The organism is Thioclava sp. ISO4, from assembly GCF_058105145.1.
In genome coordinates this window covers 139,831-154,005 of the sequence record NZ_CM176571.1, presented here as the reverse complement: position 1 = coordinate 154,005, position 14,175 = coordinate 139,831, and the positions used below count along the sequence as shown (strand labels likewise).

Below are 14,175 nucleotides of genomic sequence, written 5' to 3'. Positions count from 1 at the left end.
GAAAAGGCGAAAGCCTGTTTGCCGGAGGAGGGACCCCGATGATCCGCTTTTTGACCCCGTTCGCGCTGAGCGCGCTGATCGCCATGCCTGCCTTTGCGGGCGCTTATCAGGATGCGGAGGCGCAGCTGCGCAAGGCCTATGGCGACTACCGCGCGGCGCTGTTCCTGTCGAACCAGGGCAAGCAGCCGGAAACCAAGGCCGCGCTCGATCGCTTCGTCGGCGAATGGCAGACGCTGTCCGACGCTTGGACCGCCGAGCCGCCGCCGCAATATGCCGATGACGCGGTTCTCGGCGCGACTTTCGACAAGGTCAGCGAGCTCGCGGCGAAGGCTGAGGAAGAGGTGGCCGCCGGAAAACTGCCCGAGGCGCATGAGACCCTCGAAGGGGTGCGCGAGAGCATCGGCGATCTGCATGTGCGCAACGGCATCGTGGGCTTCTCGGACCGGATGAACGCCTATCACGCGGAGATGGAAGAGGTGCTCGCGCGCGATTACGCCGGGATGGGCAGCGAGGGCGCGCGTCAACTGATCGCGGATGCCTCGCTTCTGAGCTATCTCGCGGCGCAGATCGTCAAGCATCCCGCCCCGGAGGCCGAGACCGACATGGGTTATCAAAAGCTCGTGGACGGTTTCGCGGTCTCTGTTGCGTTCTTCTACGATGCGGCGATGGCGGGCGACATGGAGCGTGCAATGGAGATGCGAAACGCCCTCAAGCCGAGCTATTCGAAGCTTTTCGCGAAATTCGGCTGATCCGCCACAGGGACGCGGCTGCCCCGGGATGATCCGTTTACAAGACCGGGTGGCGGGTCTAATAGAGCCGCACCTTCGGCGCCATCCCGGCCCAGCGGCAAGAGAGTTCCGGCACCCATGCCCGAGATTTCGATCGTAATCCCTGCGAAGAATGAAGCGCCCAACATCGCGGGGCTTCTCGACGAGATCGACGCCGCCTGCGCGCCGGTCTGCGACTACGAGGTGATCGTGGTCGATGACGGCTCGGATGACGGGATGGACCAGATTCTGCGCGAGCGGATGAAGACCCATCCGAACCTGCGCCTGCTGCAGCACAAGAATGCGGCAGGGCAGCGGGCGTCTGGCGGTCAAAGTGCGGGCGTCCATTCGGGCGTTCGGGCCGCGAAAGGCAGCATCATCTGCACGCTGGACGGCGACGGGCAGAATCCGCCCTCCGAGCTTCCCGCCCTGATGGCACCGCTGCGCGCGGCGAACTCCGAGAAGATCGGTCTGGTCGCGGGCCAGCGTGTCGGGCGGCAGGACACGATGTCCAAGAAACTCGCCTCGAAGGCGGCAAACAAGATTCGCGGCGCGATCCTGAAAGACGGCACCCGCGACACCGGCTGCGGCCTCAAAGCCTTCCGGCGCGAGGCGTTCCTCGCGCTACCCTATTTCGACCATATGCACCGCTACCTCCCCGCGCTGTTCTCGCGCGACGGGTGGCAGGTAGCCCATGTCGACGTCGCTCACCGTTCGCGCGGCGGCGGCAGCTCGAATTACAACAACCTGCAGCGCGGTCTCGTTGGCATCGTCGACCTGATGGGCGTCGCGTGGCTTCTCCGTCGGCGCAAGAAAGCGCAGCCCGGCGAAGTGACGCGCGAGGAGTGACGCCGATGGACTGGCTGATGGATATGCTTCACGCGGACAGCGTTCTCGAGCTGTGGTGGGTCCTTTTCGGCCTGCTCGCGCAGCTCATGTTCACGGGGCGGTTTCTCGTCCAGTGGATCGCGTCCGAGCGCAAAGGCGAATCCGTGGTGCCGCTGGCGTTCTGGTATTTCTCGCTCGCGGGCGGCGTGATGCTGTTCAGCTATGCGGTCTATCGCAAGGACCCGGTCTTCATTCTTGGCCAGTCGCTGGGCGTGCTCATCTATTCCCGCAATCTCTGGCTGATCTATGCCAAGCGCCGGCGCGAAGCTTGATTTCAGGGCGGATCGGGACGGCTGGCTCGTCCCGGCTCTGATCGTCGTCGCCGCAGTCACCGCGCTGCGGCTGGTACTTCTGGCGTTCAACAAGACCGATCTCTTCGTCGATGAGGCGCAATACTGGCTCTGGGGCCAGCATCTCGATTTCGGCTATTACTCGAAACCGCCGCTGATCGGCTGGCTGCTCCGCGCGGTGACCGATCTGGCGGGCTCGGACGCGCCGTCTTGGGTGCGGATGCCGGGGGCCGTGCTGCACGGCATCACGGCGCTGGTACTCGGCGCCTTGGGCGCACGGATCGCGGGCCGTTCGGTCGCGATCTGGTCGGCGGCGATCTATGTCACGCTACCCTTCGTCGCAGTCGGCTCGGTGCTGATCTCGACCGATACGGTAATGGCCCCGTTCTACGCGCTGAGCCTTTTGTTCCTGCATCGCGCGGGCGAGAGCCGCCGCTGGTCGGACGCGCTCGCTGCGGGCGTGGCGGCGGGGCTGGCCTTCATGGCGAAATACGCCGCGATCTACCTGATCCCCGGTCTGGCGCTGGCTGCCCTTGTCGCGCCGGCGTGGCGGATCGGCTGGCGCAACACGGTGATCGCGGCGCTGGCCTTCGGGCTGGTGATCGCGCCGAACGTGGTCTGGAACCTGAATAACGGGCTGACCACGGTCTCGCATACGATGGACAATGTCGGCTGGGTCCGCGAAGGGGCTGCGCTGAATTTCGGCTCGATGGTGGAGTTCGTCGCCTCGCAATTCGCGGTCTTCGGGCCGGTGACGATGGTGGCGCTGCTGATCGGTTACGCGGGCTGGGGTGACCCGGACAAGCGCGGGTTGGCGATGCTCTCGGTGCCGCCGCTGGTCGCGGTGACGATCGAGGCGCTGCTCGACCGGGCCTATGCCAATTGGGCGGTCGCCGCCTATTTCGCCGGGACCGTTCTGGCGGTGATGGTGCTGCGCGGCATCTGGCGCTGGATCGCGATCGTGATCAACGGGCTGATCGCGCTGTCGATCCCGCTGCTGACGGTCCTTGCGCCCTATCCGGATCGAGATGGCGCGCCGCTTCTGAAGCGGTGGCTGGGGCAGGCCGATCTGAGTCGCCAGATCCTCACGCTCGCGGAAGCGGCCGACGTGCCGGTCTACACGGGCAATCGCGCGATCCTCGCCGACCTTTACTATACGGGGCAGGATTCGGGCGTGACCGTCTACGCTCCGAACCCCCAGCAGCGCGCCGACAGCTATTACGAGCAGATGTGGCCCTTGCCACAGGACTATAATGGTCGTTTGCTGGTGATCGCCAATAGCGCGCCCGATTGCGGTAGCGGTCCGGTTGCGCCCGAGGCGCAACTCGACGCGACCGGGACATGGGCGGGCAAAGGCTATGCGGCTTATCTGGTGGAGGCGCGCTGTGTCCGTTCCGAAAATTGACATGATCTTCGCGGGCCGCCTGTTGCTGGCGGCGTGGATCGGGGGCTTTCTGCTGTTCCGCTTCGTGCCGGAGCTCGATCTCGGCGTCGCCGGGCTGTTCTACCGGGCAGGGGAGGGGTTCTCGGTGATCACCAATCCGCTCTGGGAATGGCTGCGCCAGCGGATCTGGGATGTCTCGATCGTGCTGTTCCTCGTCTCGCTCGTAGCCTGGCCCTGGGCGGGGCTGCGCCATCGCACGGTGCTGCGCCTGCCCGCGCGGATCTGGGCCTTCATCTGCCTGCTCTACCTGCTCGGCCCGATCGTGGTCGTGAACGGGGTCCTGAAGGCCAATTCGGGGCGCGCACGCCCGGCCGATGTCGATCTCTTCGGCGGTGCGCATCACTTCAGCCTCGCGGGGACCTTCACCGATCAATGCTCGCGGAACTGCTCGTTCGTGTCGGGCGAGGTGGCGGCGGCGGTGGCGCTGGGGCTGCTGATCTGGCTCGGCGCGGAGCTGTCGCGGCTGCGTCTGCCGCGCTGGGGGTTGCTCTATCTGCGGGCCGTCGGCGTCTTCGTCGCGGTCTTCATCATCGTGCAGCGGGTCGGCACCGGACGGCACTTCCTGTCGGACGCCTATTTCGCCGGGCTGGTGTCCCTTTCGGTGGCCTGGCTGCTCTGGGGGATCCTGTTTGCGGGGTGGGGCGCGCAGCTCCTCGCGCGGACCCGCCGCGAGAGTTGACAACCCAAACGACTCCCCCTATACGCCGCGCTACCTGACGGGCGAAGTCTGCCCGGAGGGTCGCCGATTTCTAGTGGTCATGATCCGGGCCTTCGCCCCGATCCTCTGGAATTCAACGCATTCGCCGCGGTCCTCGGGCCGGGGAGGAGTGCGATTTGGCGTTTTCGCGAATCCGCGCGGAAACGTGTCGAGAAGTGGCGCCTCCGGAAACGGGGCGAGTATTGACAGCAGAACGGGGAACCGAATGCCGACGATCCAACAGCTGATCCGCAAACCGCGGCAGCCCAAGGTGAAGCGCTCTAAGTCGCAGCACCTCCAAGAATGCCCGCAAAAGCGTGGCGTTTGCACGCGCGTCTACACCACGACGCCGAAGAAACCGAACTCCGCTATGCGTAAGGTCGCCAAGGTGCGCCTGACGAATGGCTTCGAGGTCATCTCCTACATCCCGGGCGAAAAGCACAACCTCCAGGAGCACTCCGTTGTGCTCATCCGTGGCGGCCGTGTGAAAGACCTTCCGGGCGTTCGTTACCACATCCTGCGCGGTGTGCTCGATACGCAAGGTGTCAAAGACCGTCGTCAACGCCGTTCGAAATACGGCGCGAAGCGTCCGAAGTAAGGAGATCTCGAGATGTCTCGTCGTCACGCCGCTGAAAAGCGCGAAGTCCTGCCCGACGCCAAATATGGCGATCGCGTGCTGACCAAATTCATGAACAACCTGATGATCGACGGCAAGAAGTCCGCCGCCGAGAAAATCGTCTACAACGCGCTCAACCGCGTTGAGGGCAAGCTCAAGCGTGAGCCCATCGAGGTGTTCCACGAAGCCCTCGACAACGTGAAGCCTTCGGTCGAAGTGCGTTCGCGTCGTGTGGGTGGTGCCACCTACCAGGTTCCGGTCGAAGTGCGCCCGACCCGTCGCGAAGCGCTGGCCATCCGCTGGCTCATCGCTGCCGCCAAGTCCCGCAACGAGAACACCATGGAAGAGCGCCTCGCTGGCGAACTTCTGGATGCGGTGAACTCGCGTGGTTCCGCGGTCAAGAAGCGCGAAGACACCCACAAGATGGCCGACGCGAACAAAGCGTTCAGCCATTATCGCTGGTAATAACGGAAGGACGCCACAATGGCTCGCGAATATCCCCTACAGCGTTACCGCAACTTCGGGATCATGGCGCATATCGACGCTGGTAAAACCACGACGACCGAGCGCATCCTCTACTACACCGGCAAGTCGCACAAGATCGGCGAAGTGCACGACGGTGCAGCCACCATGGACTGGATGGAGCAGGAAGCCGAGCGCGGCATCACGATCACCTCGGCAGCTACCACGACTTTCTGGCAGTGGCAGGAAGATCCGACCGCCGAAGGTACGGATGATACCAAGTTCCGTATGAACATCATCGACACCCCCGGCCACGTCGACTTCACCATCGAGGTGGAGCGTTCGCTGGCCGTGCTCGACGGCGCTGTTGCGCTGCTCGACGGGAACGCCGGTGTTGAGCCGCAGACCGAGACCGTGTGGCGTCAGGCTGACCGCTACAAGGTTCCGCGCCTCGTCTTCGTCAACAAGATGGACAAGATCGGCGCGGACTTCTTCAACTGCGTGAAGATGATCAAAGACCGCACCGGTGCGACCCCGGTTCCGGTGAACTTCCCGATCGGTGCCGAAGATCAACTCGAAGGCATCGTCGATCTGGTCACCATGGAAGAGTGGGTCTGGAAAGGCGAAGACCTGGGCGCTGCCTGGGTTCGTCAGCCGATCCGTGACGATCTGAAGGCGACCGCGGACGAATGGCGTTCGCACCTCATCGAGAACGCCGTCGAGCAAGACGACGACGCGATGATGGCCTATCTCGAAGGCGAAGAGCCCGATATCGCAACGCTGCGCAGCCTGATCCGTAAGGGCACGCTGTCGCTGTCCTTCGTTCCGGTTCTGGGTGGTTCGGCCTTCAAGAACAAGGGTGTCCAGCCGCTGCTCAACGCCGTGGTCGACTTCCTGCCTTCGCCGCTCGACGTGCCCGCCTATATGGGCTTCTCTCCGGATGACGAGACGGAAACCCGTAACATCGCGCGTCACGCCGATGACTCGGAGCCGCTCTCGGGTCTCGCGTTCAAGATCATGAACGACCCCTTCGTGGGCTCGCTCACCTTCACGCGCCTCTACTCGGGCACGCTGAAGAAGGGCGACTCGATCCTGAACTCGACCAAAGGTCGTAAAGAGCGCATCGGTCGTATGATGATGATGCACTCGAACAACCGGACCGAGATCGAAGAAGCGTATGCAGGCGACATCATCGCGCTGGCCGGTCTGAAAGAGACCACCACCGGTGACACGCTGTCCGACCCGAACAACCAGGTCGTTCTCGAAACGATGACCTTCCCCGATCCGGTGATCGAGATCGCCGTGGAGCCGAAGTCGAAAGCCGACCAGGAAAAGATGGGCCTCGCCCTTCAGCGCCTGGCAGCCGAAGACCCGTCCTTCCGCGTCGAGACCGACCTCGAGTCGGGTCAGACCATCATGAAGGGCATGGGCGAACTTCACCTCGACATCCTGGTCGACCGCATGAAGCGCGAGTTCAAGGTTGAGGCGAATATCGGTGCGCCGCAGGTGGCCTATCGCGAGACGATCAGCCACGCGACCGAGATCGACTACACGCACAAGAAGCAGACCGGCGGTACCGGTCAGTTCGCGCGCGTCAAGCTCGAGATCACGCCGACCGAGCCGGGCGAAGGCTATTCGTTCGAGAGCCGCATCGTTGGTGGTGCTGTTCCGAAGGAATACATCCCGGGCGTCGAAAAGGGCATCAAGTCGGTCATGGACTCCGGTCCGCTGGCAGGCTTCCCGGTGATCGACTTCAAGGTTGCGCTGGTTGACGGTGCTTTCCACGACGTCGACTCCTCGGTGCTCGCCTTCGAAATCGCTTCGCGTGCCGCGATGCGTGAAGGTCTGCGCAAGGCTGGCGCGAAGCTGCTCGAGCCGATGATGAAAGTCGAAGTGGTGACCCCGGAAGAATATACCGGTGGCATCATTGGCGACCTGACCTCGCGTCGGGGCCAGGTGCAAGGTCAGGACACCCGCGGCAACGCGGTCGTCGTGAACGCCTTCGTGCCGCTCGCCAACATGTTCGGCTACATCAACAACCTGCGTTCGATGTCCTCGGGCCGCGCGGTCTTCACGATGCTCTTCGATCATTACGAAGCCGTGCCGCAGAACATCTCGGACGAGATCCAGAAGAAATACGCGTAAGGGACGTGCGCCGGGGCAACCCGGCGCCTTTCCAATCCAACGCACTGACAGGAGGCCATCATGGCAAAGGAAAAGTTTGAACGTAACAAACCGCACGTCAACATCGGCACGATTGGCCACGTTGACCACGGCAAGACGACGCTGACGGCTGCGATCACGAAGTATTTCGGTGATTTCCGCGCGTATGACCAGATCGACGGCGCGCCGGAAGAGAAGGCCCGCGGGATCACGATCTCGACCGCGCACGTGGAGTACGAGACCGAGTCGCGTCACTACGCGCACGTCGACTGCCCCGGCCACGCCGACTACGTGAAGAACATGATCACGGGTGCAGCGCAGATGGACGGCGCGATCCTGGTCGTGAACGCAGCTGACGGCCCGATGCCGCAGACCCGCGAGCACATCCTGCTCGGCCGTCAGGTCGGCATCCCGGCGATGGTCGTGTACCTGAACAAGGTTGACCAGGTCGACGACGAGGAACTGCTCGAGCTCGTGGAAATGGAAGTTCGCGAACTTCTGTCGTCCTACGACTTCCCCGGCGACGATATCCCGATCATCAAGGGTTCGGCTCTGGCCGCGATGGAAGGCCGTGATCCGGAAATCGGCGAGAACTCGATCAAGGCTCTGATGGAAGCTGTCGACAGCTACATCCCGACGCCGGAGCGCGCCGTTGACCAGCCCTTCCTGATGCCGATCGAAGACGTGTTCTCGATCTCGGGCCGTGGTACGGTTGTGACCGGCCGCGTCGAGCGTGGCGTGATCAACGTCGGCGACGAACTGGAAATCGTGGGTATCCGCGACACCTCGAAGACGACCTGCACGGGCGTCGAGATGTTCCGCAAGCTGCTGGACCGTGGTGAAGCTGGCGACAACATCGGCGCGCTGCTGCGCGGTGTGGACCGTGACGGCGTCGAGCGTGGTCAGGTTCTGTGTAAGCCGGGTTCGGTTAAGCCGCACACCAAGTTCGAGGCAGAAGCCTACATCCTCACCAAAGAGGAAGGTGGCCGTCACACCCCGTTCTTCGCGAACTACCGTCCGCAGTTCTACTTCCGCACGACGGACGTGACCGGCACCGTGACCCTTCCCGAGGGCACCGAGATGGTCATGCCGGGCGACAACCTGAAGTTCGAAGTCGAACTGATCGCCCCGATCGCGATGGAAGACGGTCTGCGCTTCGCAATCCGCGAAGGTGGCCGCACCGTCGGTGCCGGCGTCGTCTCCAAAATCATCGAGTGATCGATGGTTTCGGGGCCCTCTGCGGGGCCCCGAAAACGACAGTTGGAGAGAATTTGAATGGTGCGCCGAAAGGCGCGCCATTCGCTCTTGACAGACTCAGGGTGACGCCATAGAGGACGCGCCTGATCTGCCAAGATTTTCAGGTTCGATGCAGGCGCTACATTCGGTGCCGTCTGCCTCTCAACCTTCACGCCATGCGAAGAGGCATGACATATGACCGGCCAAAATATCCGCATCCGGCTCAAGGCGTTCGATTACCGCGTGCTGGACGCCAGCACCCAGGAAATCGTGAACACCGCGAAGCGCACGGGTGCCCAGGTTCGCGGGCCCATCCCGCTCCCGAACAAGATCGAGAAATTCACGGTTCTGCGTGGTCCGCACATCGACAAGAAGTCGCGCGACCAGTGGGAAATCCGGACGCATAAGCGTCTTCTCGACATCGTCGATCCGACCCCCCAGACCGTGGACGCGCTGATGAAGCTCGACCTCGCAGCGGGCGTCGACGTCGAGATCAAGGTGTAAGGAGGGCATTATGCTGCGGACTGGTGTTATCGCCAAGAAGCTGGGCATGACCCGGCTCTTCCTTGAGGACGGCAAGCAGGTTCCTGTGACCGTTCTCCAACTCGACAAGCTTCAGGTGGTGGCTCAGCGCACTTCCGAGACCGACGGCTACACGGCCGTTCAGCTCGGCGCTGGTGAAGCCAAGGCCAAGCGTACGACCGCCGCTCTGCGTGGTCACTTCGCGAAAGCCAATGTCGCCCCGAAGCGCAAAGTCGCGGAATTCCGCGTCGCTGAAGAAAACCTGATCGAAGTGGGCGAGGAAATCACCGCGAACCACTATTTCGAAGGTCAGTTCGTGGATATCGCGGGCACCTCGATCGGTAAGGGATTCGCCGGTGCTATGAAGCGTCACAACTTCGGCGGTCTGCGCGCCACGCACGGCGTGTCGATCTCGCACCGCTCGCACGGTTCGACCGGTCAGTGTCAGGACCCGGGCAAAGTGTTCAAGGGCAAGAAGATGGCCGGTCACCTCGGTGCCGTGCGCGTCACGACCCAGAACCTTCAGGTCGTCAAGACCGATGCCGACCGTGGCCTGATCATGGTCAAGGGCTCGGTGCCGGGCGCCAAAGGTGGCTGGGTGACGGTCAAGGATGCGGTCAAGAAGCCGCTCTCCGAGAACATCATCTACCCCGCCGCGCTGAAGTCGGCTGCCGAAGCCGCTGCGAAAGCTGCTGAAGAAGCCGCTGCCGCTGCTGCTGCCGAGGCTGAAGCCGAAGCCAAGCGTCTCGCCGAGGAGCAGGCCGCTCAGGAAGCTGCTGCGCTGAAGGAAGCTGAAGAGTCGATCGAAGCCGAAAAAGGCGAAGACGGCGGCGACGCGCCCGAAGGAGACAAGTAATGAAACTCGATGTGATCAAGCTCGACGCCGGCAAGGCCGGTTCGATCGACCTCGCCGACGAGATCTTCGGGCTCGAGCCGCGTGCGGACATCCTGCATCGCGTCGTGCGCTGGCAGCGCGCGAAGGCTCAGCAGGGCACCCACTCGGTTCTCACCCGCTCGGAGGTCAGCTACTCGACCAAGAAGATCTACCGTCAGAAGGGCACCGGTGGCGCACGTCACGGCTCCCGCAAGGCGCCGATCTTCCGCAAGGGTGGTGTCTACAAGGGCCCGACCCCGCGCAGCCACGCTCATGACCTGCCCAAGAAGTTCCGGGCTCTGGGTCTGAAGCACGCGCTGTCGTCGAAAGCCGCCGCTGGCAAACTGATCGTCCTGGAGGACGCGCAGCTCGCCGAAGCCAAGACCAAGCTGCTGGCGAAAGCCGCCAAGGAGCTGGGCTGGAAAAAGGTGCTGGTGATCGACGGGGCCGAGGTGAACGAGAACTTCGCCCAAGCCGCGCGCAACATCGACGGCATCGATGTGCTGCCTTCGATGGGCGCCAACGTGTATGACATCCTCAAGCGTGACACGCTCGTGCTCACGAAGGCGGGTGTCGAAGCTCTGGAGGCTCGTCTGAAATGAGCGCGAAACCCGAACATTACGACGTGATCGTCAAGCCGATCATCACCGAGAAAGCCACCATGGCCTCGGAGAACGGCGCTGTTGTTTTCGAAGTCGCGAAAGACGCTTCGAAGCCGCAGATCAAAGAAGCTGTCGAGACTCTCTTCGGCGTCAAGGTGAAGGCGGTCAACACCACCATCACCAAGGGCAAGACCAAGCGCTTCCGGGGCACCCCCGGCCGTCGCTCGGACTTCAAGAAAGCCTACGTGACGCTGGAAGAAGGCAACACGATCGACGTCACCACCGGCCTGTAATCCGGTAGGACCGAGACATTGGAAAGGCCCTCGCGATCTGCGGGGGCCTTTTCGTTTGCGGTGGTGGGGGAGGGGGCGCTTACCCCTCAAGGGACGCGCCCGGGCGCTGCGCGTCACTTCTCCCGCAGGTAGCTCTCCGAGACATAGCCGCGCAGGTTGCGGGCGGCGTCGAGCGAGACGTTGCACCAGCGGGTATTGCCGCTGCGCTCGCAGCTGCGCACGTGGACGATCGCGCCGTTGGGAAGGCCCAGGATCACCTTGTAGCCGGTGCCGGGGCCCGCGCGCAGTTTCAGCATGTCCTGCCCCTTCACCCCGGCGACCTCATAGGTGCCGCGCCATGCGTCGGCGAGGGTGGGGGTGGCGAGGGTGGCTGTCGCGCAGAGCGGGGCTGCGAGGAGGATTGCTCGGGTTGGACGCATTGGTTGCTCCTGTTATGTCTTCTGCCTCGGGAGCCATTTTGCCCGCCCGGACCGCGAAGCGCCAGTTGCTTGGTCCATCGCGCGCAAAAACAGGCCAAGCCTATAGACTCACCCCCGCATCCCTGCTACATCGCGCCAGTCTCGCGGCCTCGGATTCGTTCCGGGGCCCGTGATTTTTGAATTCGGGGACCTTCGGGGCCCTATACACACAGACAGGCGAGGCAACTCGCCGCAAACCAACGGAAGACAGAAAGCATGGCACTCAAGTCGTATAAGCCGACGACGCCGGGCCAGCGTGGGCTGGTTCTGATCGACCGTTCGGAGCTTTGGAAAGGCCGTCCGGTCAAAGCCCTCACGCAGGGTTTGACCAAGTCGGGTGGCCGGAACAACACCGGGCGGATCACGATGTGGCACAAGGGTGGTGGCGCGAAGCGTCTCTATCGCATCGTCGATTTCAAGCGTCGCAAGTTCGATGTTCCGGGCACCGTCGAGCGGATCGAATACGATCCGAACCGGACCGCCTTCATCGCGCTGATCAACTATGAAGATGGTGAGCAGGCCTACATCCTCGCACCCCAGCGTCTCGCTGTCGGTGACAAGGTCGTTTCGGGCTCGCGTCACGACGTCAAGCCGGGCAACGCGATGCCGTTCTCGGGTATGCCGATCGGTACCATCGTCCACAACGTCGAACTGAAGCCCGGCAAGGGTGGCCAGATCGCACGCGCCGCGGGCACCTACGCCCAATTCGTCGGCCGTGACGGTGGCTACGCTCAGCTGCGTCTTTCGTCGGGCGAACTGCGCCTCGTGCGTCAGGAATGCATGGCGACCATCGGTGCCGTGTCGAACGCCGACCACTCGAACCAGAACCTCGGTAAAGCCGGTCGTAAGCGCCACATGGGCGTCCGTCCGACCGTCCGCGGTGTCGCGATGAACCCGATCGACCACCCGCACGGTGGTGGTGAAGGTCGTACCTCGGGTGGCCGTCATCCGGTTACGCCGTGGGGCAAGCCCACCAAGGGCAAGCGCACGCGCGTCAACAAGAAGACGGACCAGTATATCCTGCGTTCGCGTCACGCGAAGAAGAAGGGTCGCTAACATATGTCTCGTTCTGTTTGGAAAGGCCCCTTCGTTGATGCCTACCTGCTGAAAAAAGCAGAGAAGGCTCGCGAGTCGGGCAAAGGCGACGTCATCAAGATCTGGTCGCGTCGCTCCACCATCCTGCCGCAATTCGTTGGTCTGACCTTTGGGGTCTACAACGGCCACAAGCACATCCCGGTGAACGTCACCGAGGAAATGATCGGTCAGAAGTTCGGTGAATATTCGCCGACCCGCACCTATTACGGGCATGCGGCCGACAAAAAAGCCAAGAGGAAGTAATCGTCATGGGTAAGGAAAAGAATCCGCGCCGCGTGGCGGAGAACGAAGCGATGGCGAAGACCCGCATGCTTCGCACCTCGCCGCAGAAACTGAACCTCGTCGCCGCGATGATCCGTGGCAAGAAGGTCGACAAGGCCCTTTCGGACCTGACCTTCTCGAAGAAGCGCATCGCGCTCGACGTGAAGAAGTGCCTTCAGTCGGCAATCGCCAACGCTGAGAACAACCACGGCCTGGACGTGGACGAGCTCGTCGTGGCGGAAGCCTGGGTTGGCAAGAACCTGGTGATGAAGCGTGGCCGTCCGCGGGCACGTGGTCGCTTCGGCAAGATCATGAAGCCGTTCTCGGAAATCACCATCAAGGTGCGTCAGGTTGAGGAGCAAGCGTAATGGGTCAGAAGGTTAATCCGATCGGCATGCGCCTCCAGGTCAACCGCACCTGGGATAGCCGCTGGTACGCCGACAGCAAAGACTATGGCGACCTGCTGCTCGAGGACATCAAGATCCGCGAGTTCATCCACGAGGAAGCCAAGCAGGCCGGCATCAGCCGCGTCATCATCGAGCGTCCGCACAAGAAGTGCCGTGTGACCATTCACGCTGCACGTCCGGGCGTCATCATCGGCAAGAAGGGCGCTGACATCGAAGCGCTCCGCAAGAAGCTGGCGAACTTCACCGACAGCGAGCTGCACCTGAACATCGTCGAAGTCCGCAAGCCGGAACTCGATGCGCAGCTCGTCGCCGAGTCGATCGCACAGCAGCTCGAGCGTCGTGTCTCGTTCCGTCGCGCCATGAAGCGCTCGGTGCAGAACGCGATGCGTATGGGTGGTCTTGGTATCCGTGTGAACGTCGCTGGCCGTCTGGGCGGCGCCGAGATCGCACGTACCGAGTGGTATCGCGAAGGTCGCGTGCCGCTGCACACCCTGCGTGCCGACATCGACTATGCGCTGTCCGAAGCGTCGACCCCCTACGGGATCATCGGCGTGAAGGTCTGGATCTTCAAAGGCGAGATCATGGAACATGATCCGCAAGCTCGTGACCGCAAGCACGCTGAAGCCCAAGAGGGCCCGGCACCGCGCGGCCCGCGTCGCGATCGCTGAGGGAGTAGATAGTTATGCTGCAACCGAAACGGACGAAGTTCCGCAAGATGCACAAAGGCCGGATTCACGGTGAAGCCAAAGGTGGTTTCGACCTGAACTTCGGTCACTTCGGCCTCAAGGCAGAGGCGCCCGAGCGCGTCACCGCCCGTCAGATCGAAGCTGCGCGTCGTGCGATCACCCGCCACATGAAGCGTCAGGGCCGTGTTTGGATCCGGATCTTCCCGGATACCCCGATCACCGCGAAACCTACCGAAGTCCGTATGGGTAAAGGTAAGGGTTCGGTCGACCGTTGGGCCGCCAAGGTCAAGCCCGGCCGCGTGATGTTCGAGATCGACGGCGTCAACGAAGAGACCGCTCGCGAGGCTCTGCGCCTCGGCGCGGCCAAGCTTCCGGTCGCCTGCCGTATCGTCGAGCGTCAGGACTGGTAATCCC

At 62.9% G+C, this 14,175-nt stretch carries 19 protein-coding genes; 18 read left to right on the top strand and 1 reads right to left on the bottom strand.

The window, feature by feature from the left end; all coding sequences use genetic code 11:
* The first annotated feature begins 38 nt into the window (after positions 1-38).
* The 13 genes from AC2TZ7_RS00880 (at position 39) to AC2TZ7_RS00820 (ending at position 10,854) form a co-directional block, all read left to right on the top strand.
* Positions 39-749, top strand: a complete 711-nt coding sequence (locus AC2TZ7_RS00880; protein ID WP_489865560.1) for a hypothetical protein — start codon at positions 39-41, stop codon at positions 747-749.
* A gap of 117 nt (positions 750-866) precedes the next feature.
* Positions 867-1,616 (top strand): glycosyltransferase family 2 protein, encoded by a 750-nt coding sequence (locus AC2TZ7_RS00875; protein WP_489865559.1) that lies wholly within the window; start codon positions 867-869, stop codon positions 1,614-1,616.
* 5 nt (positions 1,617-1,621) lie between these two features.
* On the top strand, positions 1,622-1,927 hold the full coding sequence (locus AC2TZ7_RS00870; protein WP_098412091.1) for a lipid-A-disaccharide synthase N-terminal domain-containing protein: 306 nt from the start codon (positions 1,622-1,624) through the stop codon (positions 1,925-1,927).
* Positions 1,902-3,350 (top strand): ArnT family glycosyltransferase, encoded by a 1,449-nt coding sequence (locus tag AC2TZ7_RS00865; RefSeq protein ID WP_489865558.1) that lies wholly within the window; start codon positions 1,902-1,904, stop codon positions 3,348-3,350. Before AC2TZ7_RS00870 ends, AC2TZ7_RS00865 begins: the two co-directional genes overlap by 26 nt.
* On the top strand, positions 3,331-4,068 hold the full coding sequence (locus tag AC2TZ7_RS00860; RefSeq protein WP_489865557.1) for a phosphatase PAP2 family protein: 738 nt from the start codon (positions 3,331-3,333) through the stop codon (positions 4,066-4,068). Before AC2TZ7_RS00865 ends, AC2TZ7_RS00860 begins: the two co-directional genes overlap by 20 nt.
* Before the next feature lie 244 nt (positions 4,069-4,312).
* Complete coding sequence (gene rpsL / locus AC2TZ7_RS00855) at positions 4,313-4,684, top strand: 30S ribosomal protein S12 (protein WP_038074720.1); 372 nt, start codon at positions 4,313-4,315, stop codon at positions 4,682-4,684.
* Between the two features lie 12 nt (positions 4,685-4,696).
* Positions 4,697-5,167, top strand: coding sequence for a 30S ribosomal protein S7 (rpsG, locus tag AC2TZ7_RS00850; protein WP_075773836.1), 471 nt, complete (start codon positions 4,697-4,699; stop codon positions 5,165-5,167).
* A gap of 18 nt (positions 5,168-5,185) precedes the next feature.
* Positions 5,186-7,309, top strand: coding sequence for an elongation factor G (fusA, locus tag AC2TZ7_RS00845; RefSeq protein ID WP_489865556.1), 2,124 nt, complete (start codon positions 5,186-5,188; stop codon positions 7,307-7,309).
* Positions 7,310-7,369: 60 nt separating this feature from the next.
* Entirely contained in the window at positions 7,370-8,545 is a 1,176-nt protein-coding gene (tuf, locus tag AC2TZ7_RS00840) for an elongation factor Tu (protein WP_134331249.1), read from the top strand.
* A 213-nt stretch (positions 8,546-8,758) separates the two neighbouring features.
* Complete coding sequence (gene rpsJ, locus AC2TZ7_RS00835; RefSeq protein ID WP_036639457.1) at positions 8,759-9,067, top strand: 30S ribosomal protein S10; 309 nt, start codon at positions 8,759-8,761, stop codon at positions 9,065-9,067.
* 10 nt (positions 9,068-9,077) lie between these two features.
* Positions 9,078-9,941, top strand: coding sequence for a 50S ribosomal protein L3 (gene rplC / locus AC2TZ7_RS00830; protein WP_078521298.1), 864 nt, complete (start codon positions 9,078-9,080; stop codon positions 9,939-9,941).
* Positions 9,941-10,561, top strand: coding sequence for a 50S ribosomal protein L4 (gene rplD, locus AC2TZ7_RS00825; protein WP_075773839.1), 621 nt, complete (start codon positions 9,941-9,943; stop codon positions 10,559-10,561). The genes rplC and rplD overlap by 1 nt, the downstream gene beginning before the upstream one ends.
* Complete coding sequence (locus AC2TZ7_RS00820) at positions 10,558-10,854, top strand: 50S ribosomal protein L23 (protein ID WP_078521296.1); 297 nt, start codon at positions 10,558-10,560, stop codon at positions 10,852-10,854. Before rplD ends, AC2TZ7_RS00820 begins: the two co-directional genes overlap by 4 nt.
* 113 nt (positions 10,855-10,967) lie before the next feature.
* On the opposite strand, the gene AC2TZ7_RS00815 is transcribed toward AC2TZ7_RS00820, so the two are convergent.
* The gene (locus AC2TZ7_RS00815; protein WP_489865555.1) at positions 10,968-11,273 is read right to left on the bottom strand and encodes an SH3 domain-containing protein; all 306 of its coding nucleotides are present in this window, start codon (positions 11,271-11,273) and stop codon (positions 10,968-10,970) included.
* Between the two features lie 255 nt (positions 11,274-11,528).
* Between AC2TZ7_RS00815 and rplB the strand changes: the two genes are divergently transcribed.
* The 5 genes from rplB to rplP are packed head-to-tail and all read left to right on the top strand — an operon-like array spanning position 11,529 to position 14,171.
* A complete protein-coding gene (rplB, locus tag AC2TZ7_RS00810) occupies positions 11,529-12,368 on the top strand; it encodes a 50S ribosomal protein L2 (RefSeq protein WP_134331252.1) in 840 nt (279 codons plus the stop codon).
* A gap of 3 nt (positions 12,369-12,371) precedes the next feature.
* A complete protein-coding gene (gene rpsS / locus AC2TZ7_RS00805; protein WP_078521291.1) occupies positions 12,372-12,650 on the top strand; it encodes a 30S ribosomal protein S19 in 279 nt (92 codons plus the stop codon).
* 5 nt (positions 12,651-12,655) lie between these two features.
* Entirely contained in the window at positions 12,656-13,036 is a 381-nt protein-coding gene (gene rplV, locus AC2TZ7_RS00800) for a 50S ribosomal protein L22 (protein WP_078521290.1), read from the top strand.
* On the top strand, positions 13,036-13,743 hold the full coding sequence (gene rpsC / locus AC2TZ7_RS00795) for a 30S ribosomal protein S3 (RefSeq protein WP_078521288.1): 708 nt from the start codon (positions 13,036-13,038) through the stop codon (positions 13,741-13,743). Before rplV ends, rpsC begins: the two co-directional genes overlap by 1 nt.
* A gap of 14 nt (positions 13,744-13,757) precedes the next feature.
* Positions 13,758-14,171 (top strand): 50S ribosomal protein L16, encoded by a 414-nt coding sequence (gene rplP / locus AC2TZ7_RS00790; protein WP_078542381.1) that lies wholly within the window; start codon positions 13,758-13,760, stop codon positions 14,169-14,171.
* Positions 14,172-14,175: the final 4 nt, after the last annotated feature.

Excerpts from the sequence above, each read along its gene's own strand:
- AC2TZ7_RS00880 (WP_489865560.1), top strand. The coding sequence starts at position 39 with ATGATCCGCTTTTTGACCCCGTTCGCGCTGAGCGCGCTGATCGCCATG.
- rpsG (WP_075773836.1), top strand. The coding sequence starts at position 4,697 with ATGTCTCGTCGTCACGCCGCTGAAAAGCGCGAAGTCCTGCCCGACGCC.
- rplC (WP_078521298.1), top strand. The coding sequence starts at position 9,078 with ATGCTGCGGACTGGTGTTATCGCCAAGAAGCTGGGCATGACCCGGCTC.
- rpsS (WP_078521291.1), top strand. The coding sequence starts at position 12,372 with ATGTCTCGTTCTGTTTGGAAAGGCCCCTTCGTTGATGCCTACCTGCTG.
- rplD (WP_075773839.1), top strand. The coding sequence starts at position 9,941 with ATGAAACTCGATGTGATCAAGCTCGACGCCGGCAAGGCCGGTTCGATC.
- AC2TZ7_RS00865 (WP_489865558.1), top strand. The coding sequence starts at position 1,902 with ATGCCAAGCGCCGGCGCGAAGCTTGATTTCAGGGCGGATCGGGACGGC.
- AC2TZ7_RS00820 (WP_078521296.1), top strand. The coding sequence starts at position 10,558 with ATGAGCGCGAAACCCGAACATTACGACGTGATCGTCAAGCCGATCATC.
- rplP (WP_078542381.1), top strand. The coding sequence starts at position 13,758 with ATGCTGCAACCGAAACGGACGAAGTTCCGCAAGATGCACAAAGGCCGG.
- rplB (WP_134331252.1), top strand. The coding sequence starts at position 11,529 with ATGGCACTCAAGTCGTATAAGCCGACGACGCCGGGCCAGCGTGGGCTG.
- AC2TZ7_RS00875 (WP_489865559.1), top strand. The coding sequence starts at position 867 with ATGCCCGAGATTTCGATCGTAATCCCTGCGAAGAATGAAGCGCCCAAC.
- rpsJ (WP_036639457.1), top strand. The coding sequence starts at position 8,759 with ATGACCGGCCAAAATATCCGCATCCGGCTCAAGGCGTTCGATTACCGC.
- rpsC (WP_078521288.1), top strand. The coding sequence starts at position 13,036 with ATGGGTCAGAAGGTTAATCCGATCGGCATGCGCCTCCAGGTCAACCGC.
- tuf (WP_134331249.1), top strand. The coding sequence starts at position 7,370 with ATGGCAAAGGAAAAGTTTGAACGTAACAAACCGCACGTCAACATCGGC.
- AC2TZ7_RS00815 (WP_489865555.1), bottom strand. The coding sequence starts at position 11,273 with ATGCGTCCAACCCGAGCAATCCTCCTCGCAGCCCCGCTCTGCGCGACA.
- fusA (WP_489865556.1), top strand. The coding sequence starts at position 5,186 with ATGGCTCGCGAATATCCCCTACAGCGTTACCGCAACTTCGGGATCATG.
- AC2TZ7_RS00870 (WP_098412091.1), top strand. The coding sequence starts at position 1,622 with ATGGACTGGCTGATGGATATGCTTCACGCGGACAGCGTTCTCGAGCTG.
- rplV (WP_078521290.1), top strand. The coding sequence starts at position 12,656 with ATGGGTAAGGAAAAGAATCCGCGCCGCGTGGCGGAGAACGAAGCGATG.
- rpsL (WP_038074720.1), top strand. The coding sequence starts at position 4,313 with ATGCCGACGATCCAACAGCTGATCCGCAAACCGCGGCAGCCCAAGGTG.